General features: G+C 57.3%; 19 protein-coding genes. 6 read left to right on the forward strand and 13 right to left on the reverse strand.

Annotation, left to right across the window (positions count from 1 at the left end; genetic code table 11):
• Positions 1-312: 312 nt before the first annotated feature.
• Positions 313-825 (reverse strand): hypothetical protein, encoded by a 513-nt coding sequence (locus EBB79_RS13540; protein ID WP_127749377.1) that lies wholly within the window; start codon positions 823-825, stop codon positions 313-315.
• 521 nt (positions 826-1,346) lie between these two features.
• Between EBB79_RS13540 and EBB79_RS13545 the strand changes: the two genes are divergently transcribed.
• Positions 1,347-2,027, forward strand: a complete 681-nt coding sequence (locus tag EBB79_RS13545) for a hypothetical protein (protein ID WP_127749378.1) — start codon at positions 1,347-1,349, stop codon at positions 2,025-2,027.
• 102 nt (positions 2,028-2,129) lie between these two features.
• A complete protein-coding gene (locus tag EBB79_RS13550; RefSeq protein ID WP_127749379.1) occupies positions 2,130-2,564 on the forward strand; it encodes a DMT family transporter in 435 nt (144 codons plus the stop codon).
• A gap of 126 nt (positions 2,565-2,690) precedes the next feature.
• On the opposite strand, the gene EBB79_RS13555 is transcribed toward EBB79_RS13550, so the two are convergent.
• From EBB79_RS13555 to proS, 4 genes are all read right to left on the reverse strand, one after another.
• Positions 2,691-3,374, reverse strand: coding sequence for an ABC transporter ATP-binding protein (locus EBB79_RS13555; RefSeq protein ID WP_127749380.1), 684 nt, complete (start codon positions 3,372-3,374; stop codon positions 2,691-2,693).
• Complete coding sequence (locus EBB79_RS13560) at positions 3,367-4,653, reverse strand: ABC transporter permease (RefSeq protein WP_127749381.1); 1,287 nt, start codon at positions 4,651-4,653, stop codon at positions 3,367-3,369. The genes EBB79_RS13555 and EBB79_RS13560 overlap by 8 nt, the downstream gene beginning before the upstream one ends.
• 210 nt (positions 4,654-4,863) lie before the next feature.
• Positions 4,864-5,868, reverse strand: a complete 1,005-nt coding sequence (locus tag EBB79_RS13565; RefSeq protein ID WP_127749382.1) for a hypothetical protein — start codon at positions 5,866-5,868, stop codon at positions 4,864-4,866.
• A gap of 304 nt (positions 5,869-6,172) precedes the next feature.
• On the reverse strand, positions 6,173-7,528 hold the full coding sequence (gene proS / locus EBB79_RS13570; RefSeq protein ID WP_127749383.1) for a proline--tRNA ligase: 1,356 nt from the start codon (positions 7,526-7,528) through the stop codon (positions 6,173-6,175).
• Between the two features lie 182 nt (positions 7,529-7,710).
• Between proS and EBB79_RS13575 the strand changes: the two genes are divergently transcribed.
• The 3 genes from EBB79_RS13575 to EBB79_RS13585 all read left to right on the forward strand — a co-directional run bounded on the left by EBB79_RS13575 (position 7,711) and on the right by EBB79_RS13585 (position 11,113).
• A complete protein-coding gene (locus EBB79_RS13575) occupies positions 7,711-8,796 on the forward strand; it encodes an AI-2E family transporter (RefSeq protein WP_127749384.1) in 1,086 nt (361 codons plus the stop codon).
• A gap of 1 nt (position 8,797) precedes the next feature.
• Entirely contained in the window at positions 8,798-9,505 is a 708-nt protein-coding gene (locus EBB79_RS13580; protein WP_127749385.1) for a P-loop NTPase family protein, read from the forward strand.
• Positions 9,506-9,568: 63 nt separating this feature from the next.
• Positions 9,569-11,113 (forward strand): Ppx/GppA family phosphatase, encoded by a 1,545-nt coding sequence (locus tag EBB79_RS13585; protein ID WP_127749386.1) that lies wholly within the window; start codon positions 9,569-9,571, stop codon positions 11,111-11,113.
• On the opposite strand, the gene EBB79_RS13590 is transcribed toward EBB79_RS13585, so the two are convergent.
• The 5 genes from EBB79_RS13590 to EBB79_RS13610 are packed head-to-tail and all read right to left on the reverse strand — an operon-like array spanning position 11,114 to position 14,327.
• Positions 11,114-11,488: a FliH/SctL family protein gene (locus EBB79_RS13590; RefSeq protein ID WP_127749387.1), complete on the reverse strand. Its 375-nt coding sequence runs from the start codon at positions 11,486-11,488 to the stop codon at positions 11,114-11,116.
• Between the two features lie 31 nt (positions 11,489-11,519).
• Entirely contained in the window at positions 11,520-12,515 is a 996-nt protein-coding gene (locus EBB79_RS13595; RefSeq protein WP_127751003.1) for an endonuclease/exonuclease/phosphatase family protein, read from the reverse strand.
• Entirely contained in the window at positions 12,496-13,194 is a 699-nt protein-coding gene (locus EBB79_RS13600) for a molecular chaperone DjiA (RefSeq protein WP_127749388.1), read from the reverse strand. The genes EBB79_RS13595 and EBB79_RS13600 overlap by 20 nt, the downstream gene beginning before the upstream one ends.
• Positions 13,195-13,203: 9 nt before the next feature.
• A complete protein-coding gene (locus EBB79_RS13605; RefSeq protein ID WP_127749389.1) occupies positions 13,204-13,728 on the reverse strand; it encodes a GNAT family N-acetyltransferase in 525 nt (174 codons plus the stop codon).
• A complete protein-coding gene (locus tag EBB79_RS13610; protein ID WP_127749390.1) occupies positions 13,725-14,327 on the reverse strand; it encodes a VOC family protein in 603 nt (200 codons plus the stop codon). The genes EBB79_RS13605 and EBB79_RS13610 overlap by 4 nt, the downstream gene beginning before the upstream one ends.
• Before the next feature lie 352 nt (positions 14,328-14,679).
• Between EBB79_RS13610 and EBB79_RS13615 the strand changes: the two genes are divergently transcribed.
• Positions 14,680-15,186 (forward strand): hypothetical protein, encoded by a 507-nt coding sequence (locus EBB79_RS13615; RefSeq protein WP_127749391.1) that lies wholly within the window; start codon positions 14,680-14,682, stop codon positions 15,184-15,186.
• A gap of 115 nt (positions 15,187-15,301) precedes the next feature.
• On the opposite strand, the gene EBB79_RS13620 is transcribed toward EBB79_RS13615, so the two are convergent.
• Genes EBB79_RS13620 through EBB79_RS13630 form a run of 3 tightly spaced genes read right to left on the reverse strand, consistent with a single transcriptional unit; the run spans position 15,302 to position 18,880 of the window.
• The gene (locus EBB79_RS13620; protein ID WP_127749392.1) at positions 15,302-15,787 is read right to left on the reverse strand and encodes an MAPEG family protein; all 486 of its coding nucleotides are present in this window, start codon (positions 15,785-15,787) and stop codon (positions 15,302-15,304) included.
• Positions 15,787-17,916: a methylmalonyl-CoA mutase gene (gene scpA / locus EBB79_RS13625; RefSeq protein WP_127749393.1), complete on the reverse strand. Its 2,130-nt coding sequence runs from the start codon at positions 17,914-17,916 to the stop codon at positions 15,787-15,789. Before scpA ends, EBB79_RS13620 begins: the two co-directional genes overlap by 1 nt.
• Entirely contained in the window at positions 17,879-18,880 is a 1,002-nt protein-coding gene (locus EBB79_RS13630) for a hypothetical protein (RefSeq protein ID WP_238704908.1), read from the reverse strand. The genes scpA and EBB79_RS13630 overlap by 38 nt, the downstream gene beginning before the upstream one ends.
• Positions 18,881-18,909: the final 29 nt, after the last annotated feature.

Genomic DNA, 18,909 nt, shown 5'->3' on the forward strand with positions numbered 1-18,909 from the left:
CTCTATGGCGGGGACATCAGCACAGGGCTCCGCCCGTCCATACTTCAAACAGTCCCCCGGACTGTTTGTCCCTGCGGGAACCAGTATGAACTCCACGTAGGGAAGGTCAGGCGCGGGCCGTGCCACTTTGTGTCCTGTCCCAAGTGATATCCAGCTAACATCCTCCTTTGACTTGCACGGTTCGGCGCGCAGGGCTCCGCCCGTTCTTAACCCAAACAGTGCCCCGCACTGTTTGCCGCTTCGCAGTCCGGGACGAACTCCACGGGGGGAAGGTCAGGTTCGGGCCTTATGGCGGCGCATGACGCTCCGCATCTAAAGTTTTCCAAACGCAACCCCACGCCAGACCCAGCCCTTCCCGGTCACCACATCCTGTAACGGGGCCTTCATCTCTTTGGAATCAAACCGGTAATTATAAATCTCACCTGGCCGCAACTCTTCGGTAAACCCATAGGCGCGTCCAAACGAGACCTCCTTTTTCTGTCCCCGAAACGCCGAGGCTGAAAATGACAGCTGCGGCACACCCACCCGCCAGCTGATGGTGTAATCCTCGTCCACCGCACGCACTTCGCGCTTGTCCACATCCAGCCGCATCTTGATCCGCGCCGCCCGCTCCAGCCCCGCCTTGGCAAACACCTCTACCCACTTGGCATCCACGATCTGCCACTCGGCCATAAAATCACAGCTGCCATCACTGCATGTACGCACGCTATAGGGCGCAGTATCGCGGTTGACGGCCAAAATGGCAGCCTGAACATCCTCCGCTGGCGCAGGCTCGGTGCCTGTCTCTGGCTTTTTGGTACCAGACAACCAATCAAATAACCCCATAATCCCACCCCTTAAAATAACGTCCCCTCCATCAAAGCAGTTTACTGCTGAAATGGCAAAAGCCGCGACTTTGACCTTAAGCGCTCGGCCCCGCTTCATTTTTTCAAAAATACTCCCGCCGGAGGCCTCTATCTTCTCAACACCCACCATCGCCCAGAGCCCGACCGTTGCGCCCCCTCCGCCACACCGTGCGCCCTGCTTGGCCGGGTTTAACCCATACCTGCGATACCCCAGACGTCGCGACACACCGGCCAGGACTGACATCCCGGGCCACAGGACCCAGGGCCCCTTAAAAACCGGGGCAGTATTGGCAGCTTTCAAAACGCGGGGGAAACCCCGTCCGCATCCGCATGGGCGGCGCCGTCCTTTTTAACACCGCAGTTCTCACCGTGAGGCATCTAAACGGTACGACCCCAATCCCCAGGGACCCTCCCTGCCGGGAGGTTATCGGCTTGGTAAAAATTGCAAATCCCATCGCCATTCCCCTGTTCAGCCCCCACAAGCCCGGCTAACGTGACCCAATGTTCCTACGCGCTTTTTTGATACTGTTGCTCGTCGCATCCTGCGGCCGCCCCCTGACCGAAAACGAGCGGGCCTTTGCCAGCCGGATTCATGGAGAATCCCTGGATCTGGACCGTATCCGGCTGATCCGGGGCGCACCGGTCACGGCCGTTACCTTTCGCCGCAAACCACGGCCCCGCCTTGCTTGCCGCGAGCGTATTTTGCCTCCCGCCAAAGACGAGGTTGTCACTGCCTCGCCAGCGGCAGTTGCCCTGTTCAACCGCATTTTCTTCACTAAGGACTGGTATGCCAAGGACTATATGCCCGCCTACCCCGAGCAGATCTATCTGATTGAGGCCATGTTGCTGGCGCATGAACTGACCCATGCCTGGCAATGGCAGAACCGTAAGACCACAGGTTACCACCCCCTGCGCGCAGCCGCCGAACACGGCACCCGAACTGACCCCTACTTGTTTGATCTCAACGCCGAGGCAGAGTTCCTGAGCTTTGGCTATGAACAGCAAGGATCCATCGTCGAGGAATACGTTTGTTGCCGGGCACTGGCGCCCAAGGCTGCCCGTACTCAACGCCTGCACGGTATGATCAGCACTGTTATGCCGGTCTCAGATTTGCCGCAAAGCCGCGAGGCAGATGTTTACTTGCCGTGGGAAGATGTTCAGCTCCGTGGGATTTGCGATTAGGTTGCATCGCCAGATCCTGCTCAAAACGTCGTGCCGTCATATCTTGAACTTGCGCAGACAATCCCTCAGACAGTCACACAGCCCATCAATGTGGAGACCTTAATGACCAATTACGCCCTGATTATGCTGGCTGCTGGCCTTGGCATTCCAATTCTGGCGGCTTTGAATGCCGGGTTGGGGCAATATATCGGCTCTCCCATGGCTGCGGGAGTGGTGCTTTTTGCAGTCGCGTTTTCTGCCGCCGTTTTGGCCTACTTCCTGATTGGTCCGCAGTCCCTGTCACAGGTGACAAGCGCGCCCAAACATTTGTTTCTGGCCGGTATTCTGGTCGCCTTTTATGTACTGTCAATCACTCATGTCGCGCCGCATTTTGGCGTCGGCAACGCGGTGTTTTTTGTGCTGTTAGGTCAATTGTTCAGTGCCGCCGCCATTGACCATTTTGGTCTGTTTGGCGCACAGGTCAGCCCCTTGACCCTAACCCGAGCTGCAGGTGTTTCGGTGATGGCATTGGGGGTCTGGATTACCCAGATGGCCTGACTCAATCAGATCGCAGGGCGACCATCTGATTGTGCAGCCAACACCGGTGGGGGCGTTGCCCCTCTTGTCCTGCGGACAATTCACCCCAGGATATTTAGGGCCAGATGAACAAGGGGGCTCTGGTCGCTAGTCCGCCACCAGAACGCCGTTCTCGAGCCGGACTATGCGGTCCATCCGCGCGGCCAGTTCCATGTTGTGGGTGGCAATCAGCGCCGACATGCCTGTGCTCCGGACCAGCTCCATCAAGGTGCCGAATACTTGGTCCGAGGTGCTAGGGTCCAGGTTGCCTGTGGGCTCATCCGCCAATAATATACGCGGTTGATTGGCCAATGCCCGGCAAAAGGCCACCCGCTGTTGCTCTCCGCCTGACAAAGCAGCTGGGCGGTGATTGCTGCGATCACTGAGGCCGACACGGGTGAGAAGATCCTGCGCCCGTGTTGTAGCGGCGGGTTGAGGTACACCGTTTGCCAGTTGCGGCAAGACAATGTTTTCCACAGCCGTGAATTCCGGCAGCAGGTGATGGAACTGATAGATAAACCCCACATCCTGCCGCCGCGTTGTGGTGCGGCGGCGGTCGCCTTTACCGGTCACGTCAACGCCACCAACCTGCACCCGACCCTCATCTGGGGTATCCAGCAGGCCGGCAATATGCAGCAGTGTTGATTTGCCGGCGCCGGATGGTGCCACCAGCGCCACCACTTCGCCAGACTGTAAGTGCAGGTCCGCCCCGCGCAGCACATCCACCTGCCCCGGTCTGCCCCTGTAATAAGATTTTACAATCCCGTTCAGTTCCAGCATCAGATCATTCATAACGCAGCGCCTCAACCGGGTTCATCCGGGCCGCACGTCGCGCCGGAAAGACTGTAATCAGCCAACTGAGACCCAGGCTGAGACCTGCCGCCGCACTGACATCGCCAAAGGTCACCACAGCAGAGGGGAAGAAGAAACCGTTTGCTTCAAGATCGCGCACGCCACTGCCGGTGATCCAATCCACCAGCCCGTAGATGCTGTCGATATTGGCCGCAAAGACCACCCCCAAGATGACGCCAAACAGCGTGCCCAGAGTGCCCACCGACGCGCCACACAGAAAGAACACCCGCAGGATGGACCCCTGGCTGAGGCCCATAGTACGCAGGATACCGATGTCACGGCCTTTGTTTTTGACCAGCATAATCAGCCCGGAAACGATATTCAGCGCAGCAATCAGCACCAGAATCGACAGCACGATAAAGATCGCGTTGTCCTGCATTTTCAGCGCCTGAATCATCCCGCCAGCGCGGTCTTGCCAGGTGGTCACATAGGCCCGCTCACCACTGGAGCGCAGTAAAGGCAGCACCATCTGCGCCACCTGTTCAGGATCGTTGAGACGCAGATCCAGCTGATCAACTGCCCCCTCACGGTTAAAGAAACTCTGCGCTTCGGCCAACGGCAAATACAGACGGCTTTGATCGACAAACCCCTGCCCCGACGAGAAAATATAGACCACCTCATAAGCAGAGACCCGCGGTGAGGTGCCCATTGGGGTTTTGACACCGTTGGGTGAAATCAGTTTGATCCGGTCACCAATACCCACACCCAACTGGCGCGCCATCATGGCGCCAATAGCAACACCATCATTGAACCGGGACAGGTCACCCACCGCGTCTTGCGAGGCTGCGATTTTGGGGTAGTTTTGCAAATCATTCAGGGTGATGCCAAATACATCCACCGGCAGGTTACGGCCGCGATAGCTGCCCATCACCTGGCCGCGCACCAGCGGCGAAACCAAAGTCACCTCAGGCAGACTGCCAACCGTTTCAACCAGTTCACCGTAGTTGCGGATCAGGTGATCCACCGGGATTTCGGCGCTGAAATCCCGACGATAGTGAATTTCAGCATGGGCATTGGCGCCCAGCATGGTCTGGATCAGATCCGAGCGCAGCCCCTCGCGCACCGCCAATGTCGCGACCAGCGCAAAGACCGCTAGGGTGATACCGATCAGGCTGATCCAGGTCATCACCGAGACGCCCCCCTCCGCCCGGCGGGCGCGCAGGTATCGCCAGGCAATCATCCATTCAAATCGGGCAAACGGCGGTGGAGTGCTGGCCATTTTGGCTCCTGCTCATAGGTTTTCGCCAAATTGGGCCGTCACGCTGCCGGGGTCAAGCCGATGATCTGAGCATCTACGAAATCTGAGCGGAATCCGGGAACAAGTTCCAGGAGTGAAGTTTTATCGCCATCCGCATTGTGGCCAGCCGAACCAATCACCGCCTACCTTGTTTCACTATGCGCGGATGTCCGAAAACTCGCATTTCTGCGATTATTTTTTAATCGGATCTTGGACCCGCCCCAAAGCAGATGTTACCAATTTCTCAGAGAAACCCGCTGCGAAACTCCAAACCAATAGCTTACTGAGATCTGAGTTTGGGACTAAAGCACCAAGAGATCTATCAAGGCCGATTGCGGTCACATTCGTAAACCCTATCGCATCCAAATTTGGCAGTGCAGCCCCTTCCAAGGCACCAGCTTCAAAGAAAAAATACAGAATGATGGCGCCGACCCCGCCCACACCAAGACGCAGAAAGAGGAATGAGTATCCAGTACGCGTCAGCATTTCTTCGATTGACGTACCGTTTACAGCAAAGTTCTTGGTCGTCATTACACTGAAACTTGCCCCTAAGAGCCCTGCGGTCGCAGCAATCGAGAGCCCGGAATATGGCGAACCTGCAATCTCAAAATATCCAACAAAAACCAGCATGGCGACAAAGGCAAAGGTCAACGCGGCGCCAAACCCAGTAATAATGGACGTGTAATTGCTAATCAATTTTCTATTATGATAGCGTTGCGCGTATTTCCAGTGCACATCATTCAGTACTCGATCAAGAAGGCTTCGTAGTTCAAGCGTATACTCATCTTTCCATTCAGGTTTTGCGGACAGGGTAACGTCCTTGACCTTATAATTTTCCTTCAAAACCGAGTGCGCGGTTTTAAATATTTTTTGCGCATCTTCATCAACTTTTCCCAAGGAATCAATTTGCTTGACAACTTCAATTTCCAGCGTTTCGTGTGGACGAAGGTGAGCTAACATTTTCTCTGCTAAATAGGCATCGCTCCACTCAAATTTCTCCCCATCTATCAGCTGTTCTGGGTTTAGTATCTTATTTACACTCGTTCGCATTCCTTTAATGGGATCTGGCATTTCAGTGCCCTCTTTGGGAACCGCTAAAAGTACAGCTCGCAGATTGTCACGGAACTGCATGAGCATTTCCTTGTTTGCTGTTTTCTTTGCTGTATTCTCGCGTTTTCCATTCAGAAATTCAAACATCCGAAATTTCCCATATTCAGGTGATTTCAGCGTGAAGAAGAAACTGTGCAGCGTTCAAACAGCAACCAATTCACACAGAAAATCACATTCAAGAGTAATTTAATCATCACAAAATAGCGCTAAATATTTCTGCAGCTGATCCTAGCACATTACACCTTTAAGGAGCAATATTGCTATTCCAATACTATGAAAAGCATAGACGCCAACCGTCTAGGCACCGTGTCGATATCGTAAATGCTTCACTACGCTAACAAAAAGGGCAGGCCTTTCGACCTGCCCTTTCCTAACAAAATGTCTCTCAACCTCAGAACCCGCGGCTTGTCATGTGCGGTGCGTAGATCTCGATGATTTTCTTCACCGCCTCTTCCGGGCTTAGCTCAACGCTTTCACCGCTGCGTCGCGAGGTCAGCTCAACCACGCCGTTTTTCAACCCACGCGGGCCGACGGTGATGCGCCAGGGCAGACCGATTAGATCCATAGTAGCGAACTTGCCGCCTGCGCGTTCTTTGCGGTCGTCATACAGCGGCTCAAGTCCGGCAGCCGTGAGGGCCGCGTACAACTGATCACAGGCGCCGTCGGCCTGCTCGTCGCCCTGCTTGAGGTTGACGATACCGCAGTGAAACGGGGTGACCCCTTCGGGCCAGATGATGCCCTTGTCATCATGGCTGGCCTCGATGATGGCGCCCAGCAGGCGCGACACACCAATACCGTGGGAGCCCATGTGAACTGGTGTTGGCTTGCCATCTGGGCCCTGCACCTTGGCGCCCAGCGCTTCGGAGTATTTGGTGCCGAAGTAGAAAATCTGGCCCACTTCGATACCACGGGCGCTGCGGCGACGCTCTTCTGGGATTGCGTTAAACGCTGCCTCGTCGTGGGTTTCATCCGTACGGGCATATTTGGTGGTGAACTCTTCCAGCACACCCTGACACTGTTCGACACTGTCATAATCGATCTCACGATCGCCAAAGCTCAGATCAGTGACGTCGCTGTCATAGAAGACCTCGGATTCGCCAGTTTCAGCCAGCACCAGGAATTCATGGGTGTAATCGCCGCCAATGGGGCCCCCATCCGCGCGCATCGGGATCGCCTGCAGCCCCATACGTTCGTAAGAGCGCAGATAGCTGACCAGATGACGGTTATAGGCGTGCAGTGCGTCCTCTTTGGAGAGGTCGAAGTTGTAGCCATCCTTCATGTAGAATTCACGGCCCCGCATCACACCGAAACGCGGGCGAACCTCGTCACGGAATTTCCACTGGATGTGGTACAGCGTCAGCGGCAGGTCTTTGTAGCTGTTGACATGGCTGCGGAAAATATCGGTGACCATCTCTTCATTGGTGGGACCATAAAGCATGTCGCGACCATGGCGGTCACTGATGCGCAGCATTTCCTTGCCGTAGTCATCATAGCGCCCGGATTCTTTCCACAGATCAGCAGGCTGCAACGTCGGCATAAGCATCGGGATGTGACCGGCGCGCATTTGCTCATCGTGAACAATAGTCTCGATCTTTTTCAACACCTTAAAGCCCATCGGCAACCACGAGTAGATCCCGGCCGAAGATTGCTTGATCATCCCGGCGCGCAGCATCAGCCGATGGCTGACAATTTGGGCCTCGGATGGGGTTTCTTTCATAACAGGCAGAAAATAACGGCTCAGGCGCATGACGGTCTCGATCTAAGATAGGGTTCCAAAGCGGTCTAAGCTATCACTGCGCCGCAATCAATCGGGCTTTGTGGCTTGTGGCAACGGGTTCGCGCGAAACAGGCCTGACCACTTGCATAGTGACAACCCATAGGTGAAGACTGGCATCAGACCGTTTCAATGACCAGAGTGGGCAGCAAAGCATGACATTACCGGCCAAAAAACAACTTAGCTATTGGGGCCTGTCTGCGGTGACCTTTGCGGTGGTGCTCTGGGCGCTTGGCGACGTTTTACTGCCCTTTGTACTGGGCGGCGCTGTGGCCTATCTGATCGATCCAGTCGCCGACCGGCTTGAGAGAATGGGATTGTCACGAGCAGGCGCGACGGCGGTGATCACTGTCGGCGCCATCGTGATCTTTTTGCTACTGCTGCTGGTGGTGGTGCCCACGCTGATTTTCCAGATGATCGAACTGATCCAGGTTCTGCCCCAGCTGTTCCAGGATGCCCGCACCTTTGCCAATGACCGGTTTCCATCGCTGTTTGATCAGAACAGTCAGGTTCATCAGGCCGTCACCTCATTGGCTGTTTCGCTGAAAAGTCACTGGGTGAACGTGTTGAATTCCGTTCTGGGGTCCGCCGTGTCCCTGCTGAATGTGGTGGTGCTGATTGTCATTGTTCCCGTGGTTTCAATTTACCTGCTGCTGGACTGGGACCGCATGACCAAACGGATTGGCGAGTTGCTGCCGCGCGACCATGCGCCCGTCATCCAACAACTGGCGTTGGAAATCGACGCCGTTCTCGCCTCGTTCATTCGCGGCATGGGCACTGTGTGCCTGATCCTTGGCACCTACTATGCTGTGACGCTGATGCTGGTGGGGCTGAACTTTGGCCTCGCCGTTGGATTTATTGCCGGGTTGGTGACCTTCATTCCCTATCTCGGAGCCCTGATCGGTGGCGCGCTTGCGATAGGTTTGGCGCTGTTTCAGTTCTGGGGGGACTGGTATTCAATTGGCGCCGTTGCGGTAATCTTTGCCATCGGCCAGGTGATCGAGGGCAACTTTCTGACCCCCAAACTGGTCGGCAATTCGGTTGGGTTGCACCCGGTCTGGCTGCTGCTGGCTCTGTCGGTGTTTGGCTCGCTGTTTGGCTTTGTCGGCATGTTGGTAGCCGTGCCAATGGCGGCGGCGCTGGGGGTCCTGGCCCGTTTCCTGACTGGGCAATATCTGGAGAGCCGACTATATCGGGGTGAATCGCACCTTCATGGTGACCCACGCCAGGACGCCGAGTAACATGCCCAGACAGTTAAGTTTTAATCTCCCAGCCAAACCGGCCCTGGGACGAGACGACTTTTTTGTGGCGCCTTCAAATGCAATGGCGGTGGCAATGCTGGACAGCAACTTTTCCTGGCCCAGCGGCAAACTGGTGCTGAGCGGTCCCCGCGCGGCTGGCAAGACCCATCTGGTGCATGTCTGGGCCAGCCAATCCGGCGCCAGGATCATTGCCGCCACCGAGTTGACCGAGGACCAGGTACCGGATCTGGCCACTGGCCCGGTTGCGGTCGAAGATGTCCCGATGATTGCCCGCGATGCTGCTGCGCAGACCGCCTTGTTCCACCTGCATAATTTGGTGTTGGCGAATGGCCATGCCCTGATGCTGACCGGTCAGGCTGCGCCAAATCTGTGGGCGCTGTCACTGCCCGACTTGCAAAGCCGGGTGCAGGCGGCAACCCATGTCGCCCTTGAGGCACCAGATGATGCCTTGCTGGGTGTGGTGCTGGCAAAACTGTTCGACGACCGCCAGATCATGCCCAAGCCAGATGTCATCCCCTATCTGGTGGCCCATATGGACCGGTCGTTCGAGGCGGCCGCGCAAATCGTTGCGCAAATGGACGAAATCTCACTGTCCGAAGGGCGCACCCTGTCGCGCCCATTGGCGGTGCGACTATTGGCGCAGAACCAATATGAGATGTCGCTCGAATCTGAGCCAAAGGACGATTGACCGACTCTCTTTGTTCCCGCATCCTGCGCCCACAGTTACGCCGACCACGACCTGGGGACCATTATGAACGTGAAACCGGAGCCTGCTACAGCTGAGTGGGGCCCATTTGAGCGGCCGCTGTTTGAAGACCCGGGTGCGCGCGCACTGTCACGGGTTGGCGTGGTCGACGTCGGATCCAACTCGGTCCGTTTGGTGGTCTTCGACGGTGCGGCCCGCAGCCCGGCTTATTTCTACAACGAGAAAATCATGTGTGCCCTTGGCGCGGGTCTGTCTGAATCCGGTATCCTGAACCCCAAAGGCCGGATACGCGCCCTTGCTGCGCTGCGACGGTTTCAAAGACTGGCCACCGGAATGGGGCTGCCACCTTTGAGTGTGGTGGCGACTGCTGCGGTGCGTGATGCCCGGGACGGGCCTGATTTTTGTGCCGAGGTCCTGCGCGAAACCGGAATGAAAATCTGGGTCATCGACGGCCGCGAAGAGGCCCGCCTGTCGGCCCAAGGTGTCTTGCTGGGCTGGCCCGGTTCTTACGGGCTGGTCTGCGATATTGGTGGGTCATCAATGGAGCTGGCCGAACTGCAGGATGGCCGGGTCGGCAAGCGGGTCACCTCGTCGTTGGGGCCATTGAAACTGCGGGAACTGCCAGGTGGGCGCAGTGGTCGCAAGGACCATATCAAACAGGTCATCACCAAGCTGAGCGAACAGATGGGCCCGCAACAGGATCGCCTGTTTCTGGTCGGCGGCAGCTGGCGCGCCATTGCCCGTATCGACATGGAGCGGCGCGGCTATCCGCTGAAGGTTCTGCACGAATATCGGATGACATCACAAAGCGTACGGGACACCAAAAAGTATATCGAGACCAACGATCTAGAGAATCTCCGGCAGGCCTGCGGCTTGTCTTCGGCACGGATGTCGCTGGTGCCCTATGCGATTGACGTTCTGTCCCGTCTTGTCCGCACCTTCAAACCCCGCGACATTGCCATTTCCAGCTATGGTATCCGCGAAGGGCTGTTGTACGAACAGATGCCGCAACGGCTTAGAAACCGCGATCCATTGATCGAATCCTGCCGCTTTGCCGAGGCCAAGGACGCCCGGATGCCCGGGTTTGGCAAAACCCTCTATACCTTTGTCCACCCCCTGTTCAAATCCGAACCCGATGCCACCAAACGGCTGCTCAAGGCGGCCTGCCTGCTGCATGACGTCAGCTGGCGTGCGCATCCTGATTTCCGGGCCGAGGTCTGTTTCGACAATGCCACCCGCGCCAATCTGGGGGGATTGAAACATTCAGAGCGGATTTTCCTGGGCCTGGCCCTGCTGCACCGTTATCGCAATAAACGTCAGGGCAAACAGTACGAGCACCTGTTTGACCTGCTGGATGATAAAGAAAAGAAACAGGCTGAAATTCTGGGCAAAGCCATGCGGTTTGGCGCCATGCTGATGGTCTCTAAGGACGGCGATATTGGCACCCTGAAATGGCATCCCCGCAAGAAAGAGCTGCGCCTGATCCTGCCGAAACTGGCCGAACCGCTGTTTGGTGAAGTGGCCCAGTCCCGTCTTCAGGCGCTGGTTCAATCGCTGGATGCTACAGTATCGGTGACGATCAAAGACTGATCAAATGTCGGTTTGGCCGTCAGTCTCTGGTGTCTCGACGGTGCCATCTGTGGGTTTCTTGCGAATGATAATATCCCCATTGGGCAGGATCTCGGGCATCTCATAGGTGCTCCAGTCGTCGACCTCGCTGGCAATCTTGGCCAAGGCCGGTCCCATCTCTTGCAAAAAGCCTTGCATGGCAGGCGCGAACTCATCGGCCAGCTGCTGCAGGTCATCCAGCGCCGGGGCCATCTCCTCGCGCAGCCCTTCAAAGAACAGCTCCATGCCCTGCTCCATCAGACTAGGGGCCTGATCAGCGTCCTGACCAGTGTCCTGGGCATAAGTCGGCCCAGCCAGCAGAGCAGCAAGGGTCAGCGGTAAGATGATATGTTTCATGGTTCTTATATAGTCCCTCTGCATGACCTTTTTAGGTCAGGTCAATATCTAAACTTACCGGAAAATGGTCAGACGCCGCCAGAAGCGCCTCGCGCAGGTCCCGATCCTCATAACACCGGGCATCCTCAAACGGATGCCAGATCCGCCAGGTGGGTGATCGTGTGGTCAATCCCGGTGACACCATGACGTAATCCAGCAGGGCCCGGAAATAGCGCTTGGTCGTCGCGTTGTAAAACCGCGAGGTGCTGGGCTGGTCCGCTGTGCGCGGCTGCAATAAATGGCAGGCGTGGGGGTCCTGCATGTCGTCGCCCATCACGATCTCAACTGACGAGCGGCCAAACAGCCGTTCATATTCATCCAGCCCCGGACCATCATTCAGATCCCCCATCACGATCAGATCCTGCCCATCCTGCAGGTGCTGCTCGATCCGTCGTCGCAGCCAGACCGCCTGTGCCAACTGCTTGCGCCGATTGGCAATAGACAGCCGGATCACCGCATCCTGGTTGCGCGCGCCATGCGGTGCCTTGGATTTCAAATGCGCCCCGATAAGACGCAGTTTTTGCCCCTTGGTGGTGGTCACGACAAGTTCCAGCGGCGGCTTCGAGAACCGCACATGATCCATCCGGGCGTCGATATCCAGATCAATCTTAAATACCCCATCAAACCGCGGTGCACCCTCGCCCTGCTGCGGATCATGCTGCACCTGCAGGACATCCGGGTCATACATCAGCGCAATTTCTTGCTGGGTGTCATTGGCAAACCCCATCACCACAGCCCGCGCCCGAAGGCCGGCCTGGGCTGCAAACCCCTCGAGTGCCTTTACAGTGCTATGATGTTTGCCGGAATTAGGCGCTTCGATGACCATCACCGCATCGGCGTCCAGCGCCTGAAACACCTGCGCCAGCGCATGACCCTGCGTATAGCGATCCACCCCGTGACGCCCCGAGGCATGCTGATCCAGAATCAAGTGGTCCTGCTCGTCAAACAGTGCGGCGAACCATTCGACGTTATAACTGACGAGCCGCATATTTTGCGCATCCATTGATCTCGTCCCAGGCGCGGTTGATGTCGATCATCCGCTTTTCAGCCAAACGTACCGCCTCTTCCGGCACACCACGTGCCATCATCGCATCCGGGTGGGTTTCGCGCACCAGCTGCCGCCAGTGTTTGCGGATCTCATCCCGCGACATATCCGGGTGCACGCCCAGTATCGTGAACGGATCCTGTGGCGCATCAGGAACAAATCGTGCCCGCAGAGCCCGGAACTGTGTGATATCGAGGCCAAAAATCTGCGACACATCCCGCAGAAACTCGTTCTCATTAGGGTGATAAAACCCATCCGCCATGGCAATGTGAAACAGCCCCTCCATCAGATCAGAAAGGGTGGTTGTGTCGCCCGCAAACATCGCCTGGATCTGACGGGCGTATTCCTGGTAGCCTGCTATGTCGGTGCGCGCCATGTTGAACACCCGTGCGGCCCCCGCCTCATCCGCCTGCGCGATCTGAAACACCTCACGGAATGCCGTCACCTCATCTTTGGTGACCTGACCGTCGGCCTTGGCCATCTTGGCGCCCAGCGCGATCACCGCAATGGCAAAGCCCACCGATTTTTCCGGCGCCTGGCGCAAGTGCTCAAAAACCTGGGACAGGCCTTCACCATTGGCCAGGGCAGCAAGAGCGTCTGATATGCGGGTCCACAATGACATAAATCTAGCCTATCCGGGTTTTTCGGTGCTGTCAGGGTCTGGTTTCCCTGCCTGTTGCAGTATTTTTTGCATCAAAACAGTGTCCAGCCACTGACAGTTCTTAAAGCCCACCTCGGGCAATCGCCCCACTTCGGTAAACCCCAGCGCCGCATGAAAGCCAACGGCGCCGGGATTGGCACTGCTGATCCCGGCCACCAGCACATGTAGTCCAGCCGTCACCGCCCGCTGTTCCAAGGCTTGCAACAGCGCCCGCCCAATGCCACGCCCATGCGCTGCGGGCGACAGATGAATGGTATGTTCGGCCGTATAGCGATAGCCGGATCCAGACCGAAAGGCGCCGTAATAGGCATGACCCACCACCTGCCCGTCCAGCTCGGCTACCAAATAATCATCACCTTTCTCGGCGATCTCGGCGCGCAGCTGTGCCACAGTCTTTTGTGCGCTGGCAAAAGTGATCAGGGTATCCCGGATCACCCAATTGGCAATCTCACACAGCGCCTCGGCATCCGCTGCGGTAGCGGCCCGAATGATCATCGCAACACCCGCCTTCCATGGGGGGTCATGAAATGAGCTTCATACCCCACCGCACCGCTCTCGATCTGGACCCGCGTGTCCGTCAAGGGCAGCAGCTCTCTCAGCCCGGCTGCCTCGGGATGGGCAATAACCAGTCGCTCCAGGCTACAACCCTGCTGCGTCAACCGGGGTGCGGGATGGGCGCTGTGCCATTCGATCAGGGCCGGGAACATATTGTCATACGGCAGGATACCACTTTCAGGCACCGCCATGTCCCAACGCAGATCCCCACGTGACAGCGCCACCGTAACCCCGACCCCGTCAGGCAACTGCGCCAGAACACCGGCAAGGGCCGGGCTGCGACAGATCCAGTTCGAAATTCGCGGCGCTCCAGAGAACCGGTCCAAATCAAACCAACAGGGGCTGCGCTGCGGTATGGCCCCTGGATCAATCGCAATCGCTTCTAGGTACAGCCCATCCGCCAGCCCCAGCAGAAAGTTATGGGTGCCAAACATCGCATGTTGACCACCCGGTTGCAGCGGCACACCCAAACCCTCTTCCACATATGCCACCGCCGCCTCAAGACTTTCGCCCGCCACCGCCAGATGATCCAGTTCCATGTGCATCTCTCCTGCTTTTGGCCACCTTAACTTTGCCCCCACCGGGTACAAGCTGAAAGGTAATCGGCCCAATCCCGCGCAGTGGGCCACTGCAAATGGCCCCATTTCAACCGGTCAAAGACAACAATCACGGGGCAGGCCACAGGCAAAAGATCTTTGTTTTCCAGACAACTATGCCAGGACCTCCCTCTGCAACCCGATGATCAAAAAGGCTTGGCTTGCGCTCCAAAATTCCAACAATTTTACCCAACCTATGGAAACCAATAGATTATTTATAGTAATAGCATATGCCAGCAACATCAAAACAACGGCCATGGCTTGAAGATGCGAACTGTATAGGAGAACAACTCAGATGATGATCCAAGGTTCAATTATCCCGGGAATGACGCCCCCCAACCAAGCCCAGCCCGCCACCAAATTGACAAGCGAGCAAGTCAAAAACATTGCGGATCACCTGTCGTCAAAGGGTGCCAGTGACCTGACAGATGATACTGTCAAAGACTTCATTGATCAGAACAGAAAACTCGTTGTCATATCCGGGTCCGATCTCGCGGCGGCTTTGGAAGACGCCGGAATTGACGTCAAGGATCTCGCCGAGAAACTGGGCGGCGCCAATGCCTCTGGCGGCCCCGGACGCCATCGAAATGGCGACAATCAACCACCTCCTCCTCCGCCGCCCCCGCAGGTTGCCAAGGGAATAGCCAGTGTTGACGAGACCATCGTGACCTTGGTCGCGGATGCAGTCGCCGCGTTCCAAGAGACCGGCGAAGAAGATGCAACCTCTTGGGCCGCAGTCTCCTCCGCCCTCGAAGAGGCAGGGTATGACACCTCACAGTCTCTGGTCGACTTTTACTCCTGACGGCCAAGGACCCGAACCGACCCCCTATGCACCGCCCCGGCTTCATCTGGCCATAAATATCCTCGGGGGTGAATTGGCCGTCAGGCCAAGAGGGGGCAGACAGCCCCCCTCCCTCTCACAATATCCAAAGCGCCAGCGACCACAGCCCAGCCAGCACGGTCGGATAAAACGTCCCGGCAAACCCTAGCCCCCGCAGGGATGGTGAAACCAGATATCCGACCCAAAACAGCACCCGCATGCAGGCAAACCCCAGCCCCAGTGCGATGGCAACGGCGCCGCCTAAACTGACCGCAACAAGCGGCCAGATCGCCAGCGCCAGCGCCAGTTGTTCAACCGTATTGGTCAGAACTCGCTGAGCGATCTCTTCGCATGACCCCGGCGCAAAGGCGTCTCCGTCGATGATCGCATCATCAAAGAACCGCCGCTGAGCCAGAAATCCAATAACAGCGATCAAAAACAGCGCAGGCGCGACAAAGGCCCCGGGCAAGGCAAGCTGCGCCGGGATATAGCCAAAGCCCAGCCACTGCGGCGCACTGATCAGCAGGACGCCCCAAAGGGCGCCGCCGGCCATTCCCAGCACAATTTTACTGCGTTTCCCCATCAGTTGCGGGCGTCGCGGATCAACTGCAATATGTTCTGCGCCGCCTCGGGGATATTGGTACCGGGGCCAAAGATTGCCTTTACGCCCGCCCCATACAGAAAGTCATAATCCTGCTGGGGGATCACTCCACCGCAAATCACAAGAATATCCTCAGCGCCCTGATCCTTCAACGCCTGGACCAATTGCGGCGCCAGGGTCTTGTGACCCGCAGCCTGTGATGAAATTCCGATGACATGCACATCATTGTCGATCGCATCCTGGGCAGCCTCAGCCGGGGTCTGGAACAGCGGCCCCACATCCACGTCAAAACCGATATCGGCAAAGGCGGTGGCAATCACCTTGGCACCGCGGTCATGACCATCCTGCCCCATCTTGACCACCAACAAACGCGGCCGACGGCCCTCTTCCTTGGCGAAATCTTCGATGCTTTCCTGAATAGCTGCAAAGCCTTCGTCACCTTCATAGGCGGCACCGTAAACACCCGCCAGGGTTTTCACTTCGGCCCGGTGGCGGCCAAACTCTTTCTCCATTGCCATGCTGATTTCCCCCACGGTAGCCCGCGCGCGGGCAGCTTCGACAGCAGCGGCCAGCAGATTGCCCCCGCCTTGTGCACGGGCGGTCAAAGCCTCCAGAGAGGCCTGACAAGCCGCTTCGTCCCGCGTCGATCGGATCTGCTCCAGACGCGCCACCTGGGCTTCGCGAACCGCCATATTGTCGACATCCAGAATGTCGATTGGGTCCTGTTTATCCAGTTTGTATTTGTTGACGCCAACAACCACTTCGTCGCCACGATCGACCATCGCCTGACGGCGCGCGGCGCTTTCTTCGATGCGAAGCTTTGGCATGCCACTGGCCACGGCCTTGGTCATGCCGCCCATTTCCTCGACCTCTTCGATCAGGGCCCAGGCCTTGTCCGCCAGTTCAGCCGTCAGGCTTTCGACATAGTAAGATCCCGCCAGAGGGTCGACCACATTGGTGATGCCGGTTTCTTCCTGCAGGATCAGTTGGGTATTGCGGGCAATACGGGCCGAGAAGTCGGTTGGCAGTGCGATGGCTTCGTCCAGTGCATTGGTATGCAGCGATTGCGTGCCGCCAAGGGCCGCCGCCATCGCCTCATACGCGGTACGAACCACGTTGTTATAGGGGTCCTGTTCCTGCAGCGACACGCCCGAGGTCTGACAATGGGTGCGCAGCATTTTTGAGCGCTCGGATTTGGCGCCAAACTCGGTCATGATGCGATGCCACAACAGACGCGCGGCGCGCAGCTTGGCGGCCTCCATGAAGAAGTTCATGCCAATAGCAAAGAAGAACGACAGGCGGCCGGCGAACTTGTCGACGTCCATCCCGGCCTCAATCGCGGCGCGTACATATTCGCGGCCATCGGCCAGGGTATAGGCCAGTTCCTGCACCAGATTGGCGCCGGCCTCTTGCATGTGGTAGCCGGAGATTGAGATCGAGTTGAATTTCGGCATCTCGTTTGAAGTGAACTCAATAATGTCGGACACAATCCGCATCGAGGGTTCAGGCGGATAGATATAGGTGTTGCGCACCATGAATTCCTTCAGAACATCGTTCTGAATGGTGCCCGCCAATAGCGATTTATCATGCCCCTGCTCCTCGCCTGCGACGATGAAACTGGCCAGGATCGGGATCACCGCGCCATTCATCGTCATCGAGACCGAAACCTTGTCCAACGGAATACCGTCAAACAGGATTTTCATGTCTTCGACACTATCAATTGCAACGCCAGCCTTGCCCACATCGCCCTCGACGCGGGGATGGTCGCTGTCATAGCCCCGGTGCGTCGCCAGATCAAAAGCGACGGATACCCCCTGCTGGCCCGCAGCCAGGTTCCGACGGTAGAACGCATTGGATTCTTCAGCGGTTGAGAAGCCGGCATATTGCCGGATGGTCCAGGGACGGCCCGCATACATGGTCGCCTTGACACCGCGGGTAAAGGGACCCGTTCCCGGCATTGTGCCCATATGAGGCAGGTCTGCGGTATCTTCTTCGGTATAGATCGGCTTGACCTCGATCCCTTCGAGGGTCTGCCAGTTCAGATCTTCAACAGCGCGTCCGCGCAGCTCTTTTTCAGCCAGCGCCCGCCACTCGTTCTGTTTGGTCGTCATGGGGTGTTCCTCTTGTCAGGTCAGTCCGGGCCGGGTTCATGCCCTGCCCTGTTTTTTCCGGATCTTGTTTCAGCTGCGCCAAACCGTCGCCGCCTGCCGTCAACCACATCAGGTCATCGGCATAGGTCTCGCGCAGGGCTGCAATCTGTGTGTCGTCAAAGGGTTGCCAGCGGCCCTCGCCGATTGGCAGCGCTGCGGCAACCTTACTTTGCAACTGGTGGCGTAAAGCATCCAATTGCGGCGTTGCATTCAAGCGAATACGGGCATTGGTGCGGGGCATCTGCTGGCCGATGATCGCCGTCAGCTGGGCCTCGGGTCGGCTGCCATAGGTTTCAAATGGCATTGCCCAAATACGCACGTCCGGCACCGCACAGGCCACATCCGTCAACACATCACGCCAGCTGCGCTGGTTATAGGCCAGATGCTCCAGCATTTTGGCGCTGGGGATACGGTGACCCCGGGCGACGCCGTAGGACAAGACCGAGGCCCAGTAGCTTTCAAGACTGCGGATATTGACCACCACATCAGTGACGTGCCCGGCGAATGCCGCGGCAAAGCGGGCCATGCGTTCACCGACACCGCCATATAGTGTCCCAGTGCGCAGGTTCTCACGCATTGTGCCCATCATGTTTTCGTCGGTGACCAGCAGGTGATCCAGCCCCAACCCGATGCTCTGGGTCAGGTTCATTTGTACCCGACCGACAGCACGACGCTGTGGATTGCGCCCGGTCGAGGCCGCAGGCCCCGGCAGGATGCCATTGAACAAACCAGCGCGGGTGCGACGTGGGCCCCAAAAACCAATGTTGTGCTCGTCCAGTTCATCCACGTTCTGGCGCAGATATTCCTGAAAACTGGTGGTGGCGCATCGATGCGCCCCAATATGCAAAAACACGTTCATCGCTTTGCCTGCCCTTCGGACACGGGCCACCCGCGGCGGCCGGTTTAATGGAAACTGCAGGATCATACCCCACAGCCCCTGTCAAACCGATTAAC

It is taken from the genome of Parasedimentitalea marina (assembly GCF_004006175.1).
GTDB lineage: Bacteria > Pseudomonadota > Alphaproteobacteria > Rhodobacterales > Rhodobacteraceae > Parasedimentitalea > Parasedimentitalea marina.

Excerpts from the sequence above, each read along its gene's own strand:
- EBB79_RS13615 (WP_127749391.1), top strand. The coding sequence starts at position 14,680 with ATGATGATCCAAGGTTCAATTATCCCGGGAATGACGCCCCCCAACCAA.
- EBB79_RS13555 (WP_127749380.1), bottom strand. The coding sequence starts at position 3,374 with ATGAATGATCTGATGCTGGAACTGAACGGGATTGTAAAATCTTATTAC.
- EBB79_RS13575 (WP_127749384.1), top strand. The coding sequence starts at position 7,711 with ATGACATTACCGGCCAAAAAACAACTTAGCTATTGGGGCCTGTCTGCG.
- EBB79_RS13595 (WP_127751003.1), bottom strand. The coding sequence starts at position 12,515 with ATGCGGCTCGTCAGTTATAACGTCGAATGGTTCGCCGCACTGTTTGAC.
- EBB79_RS13565 (WP_127749382.1), bottom strand. The coding sequence starts at position 5,868 with ATGTTTGAATTTCTGAATGGAAAACGCGAGAATACAGCAAAGAAAACA.
- proS (WP_127749383.1), bottom strand. The coding sequence starts at position 7,528 with ATGCGCCTGAGCCGTTATTTTCTGCCTGTTATGAAAGAAACCCCATCC.
- EBB79_RS13610 (WP_127749390.1), bottom strand. The coding sequence starts at position 14,327 with ATGGAACTGGATCATCTGGCGGTGGCGGGCGAAAGTCTTGAGGCGGCG.
- EBB79_RS13545 (WP_127749378.1), top strand. The coding sequence starts at position 1,347 with ATGTTCCTACGCGCTTTTTTGATACTGTTGCTCGTCGCATCCTGCGGC.
- EBB79_RS13540 (WP_127749377.1), bottom strand. The coding sequence starts at position 825 with ATGGGGTTATTTGATTGGTTGTCTGGTACCAAAAAGCCAGAGACAGGC.
- EBB79_RS13605 (WP_127749389.1), bottom strand. The coding sequence starts at position 13,728 with ATGATCATTCGGGCCGCTACCGCAGCGGATGCCGAGGCGCTGTGTGAG.
- EBB79_RS13560 (WP_127749381.1), bottom strand. The coding sequence starts at position 4,653 with ATGGCCAGCACTCCACCGCCGTTTGCCCGATTTGAATGGATGATTGCC.
- EBB79_RS13600 (WP_127749388.1), bottom strand. The coding sequence starts at position 13,194 with ATGTCATTGTGGACCCGCATATCAGACGCTCTTGCTGCCCTGGCCAAT.
- scpA (WP_127749393.1), bottom strand. The coding sequence starts at position 17,916 with ATGACGACCAAACAGAACGAGTGGCGGGCGCTGGCTGAAAAAGAGCTG.
- EBB79_RS13550 (WP_127749379.1), top strand. The coding sequence starts at position 2,130 with ATGACCAATTACGCCCTGATTATGCTGGCTGCTGGCCTTGGCATTCCA.
- EBB79_RS13620 (WP_127749392.1), bottom strand. The coding sequence starts at position 15,787 with ATGGGGAAACGCAGTAAAATTGTGCTGGGAATGGCCGGCGGCGCCCTT.
- EBB79_RS13590 (WP_127749387.1), bottom strand. The coding sequence starts at position 11,488 with ATGAAACATATCATCTTACCGCTGACCCTTGCTGCTCTGCTGGCTGGG.
- EBB79_RS13585 (WP_127749386.1), top strand. The coding sequence starts at position 9,569 with ATGAACGTGAAACCGGAGCCTGCTACAGCTGAGTGGGGCCCATTTGAG.
- EBB79_RS13580 (WP_127749385.1), top strand. The coding sequence starts at position 8,798 with ATGCCCAGACAGTTAAGTTTTAATCTCCCAGCCAAACCGGCCCTGGGA.
- EBB79_RS13630 (WP_238704908.1), bottom strand. The coding sequence starts at position 18,880 with ATGATCCTGCAGTTTCCATTAAACCGGCCGCCGCGGGTGGCCCGTGTC.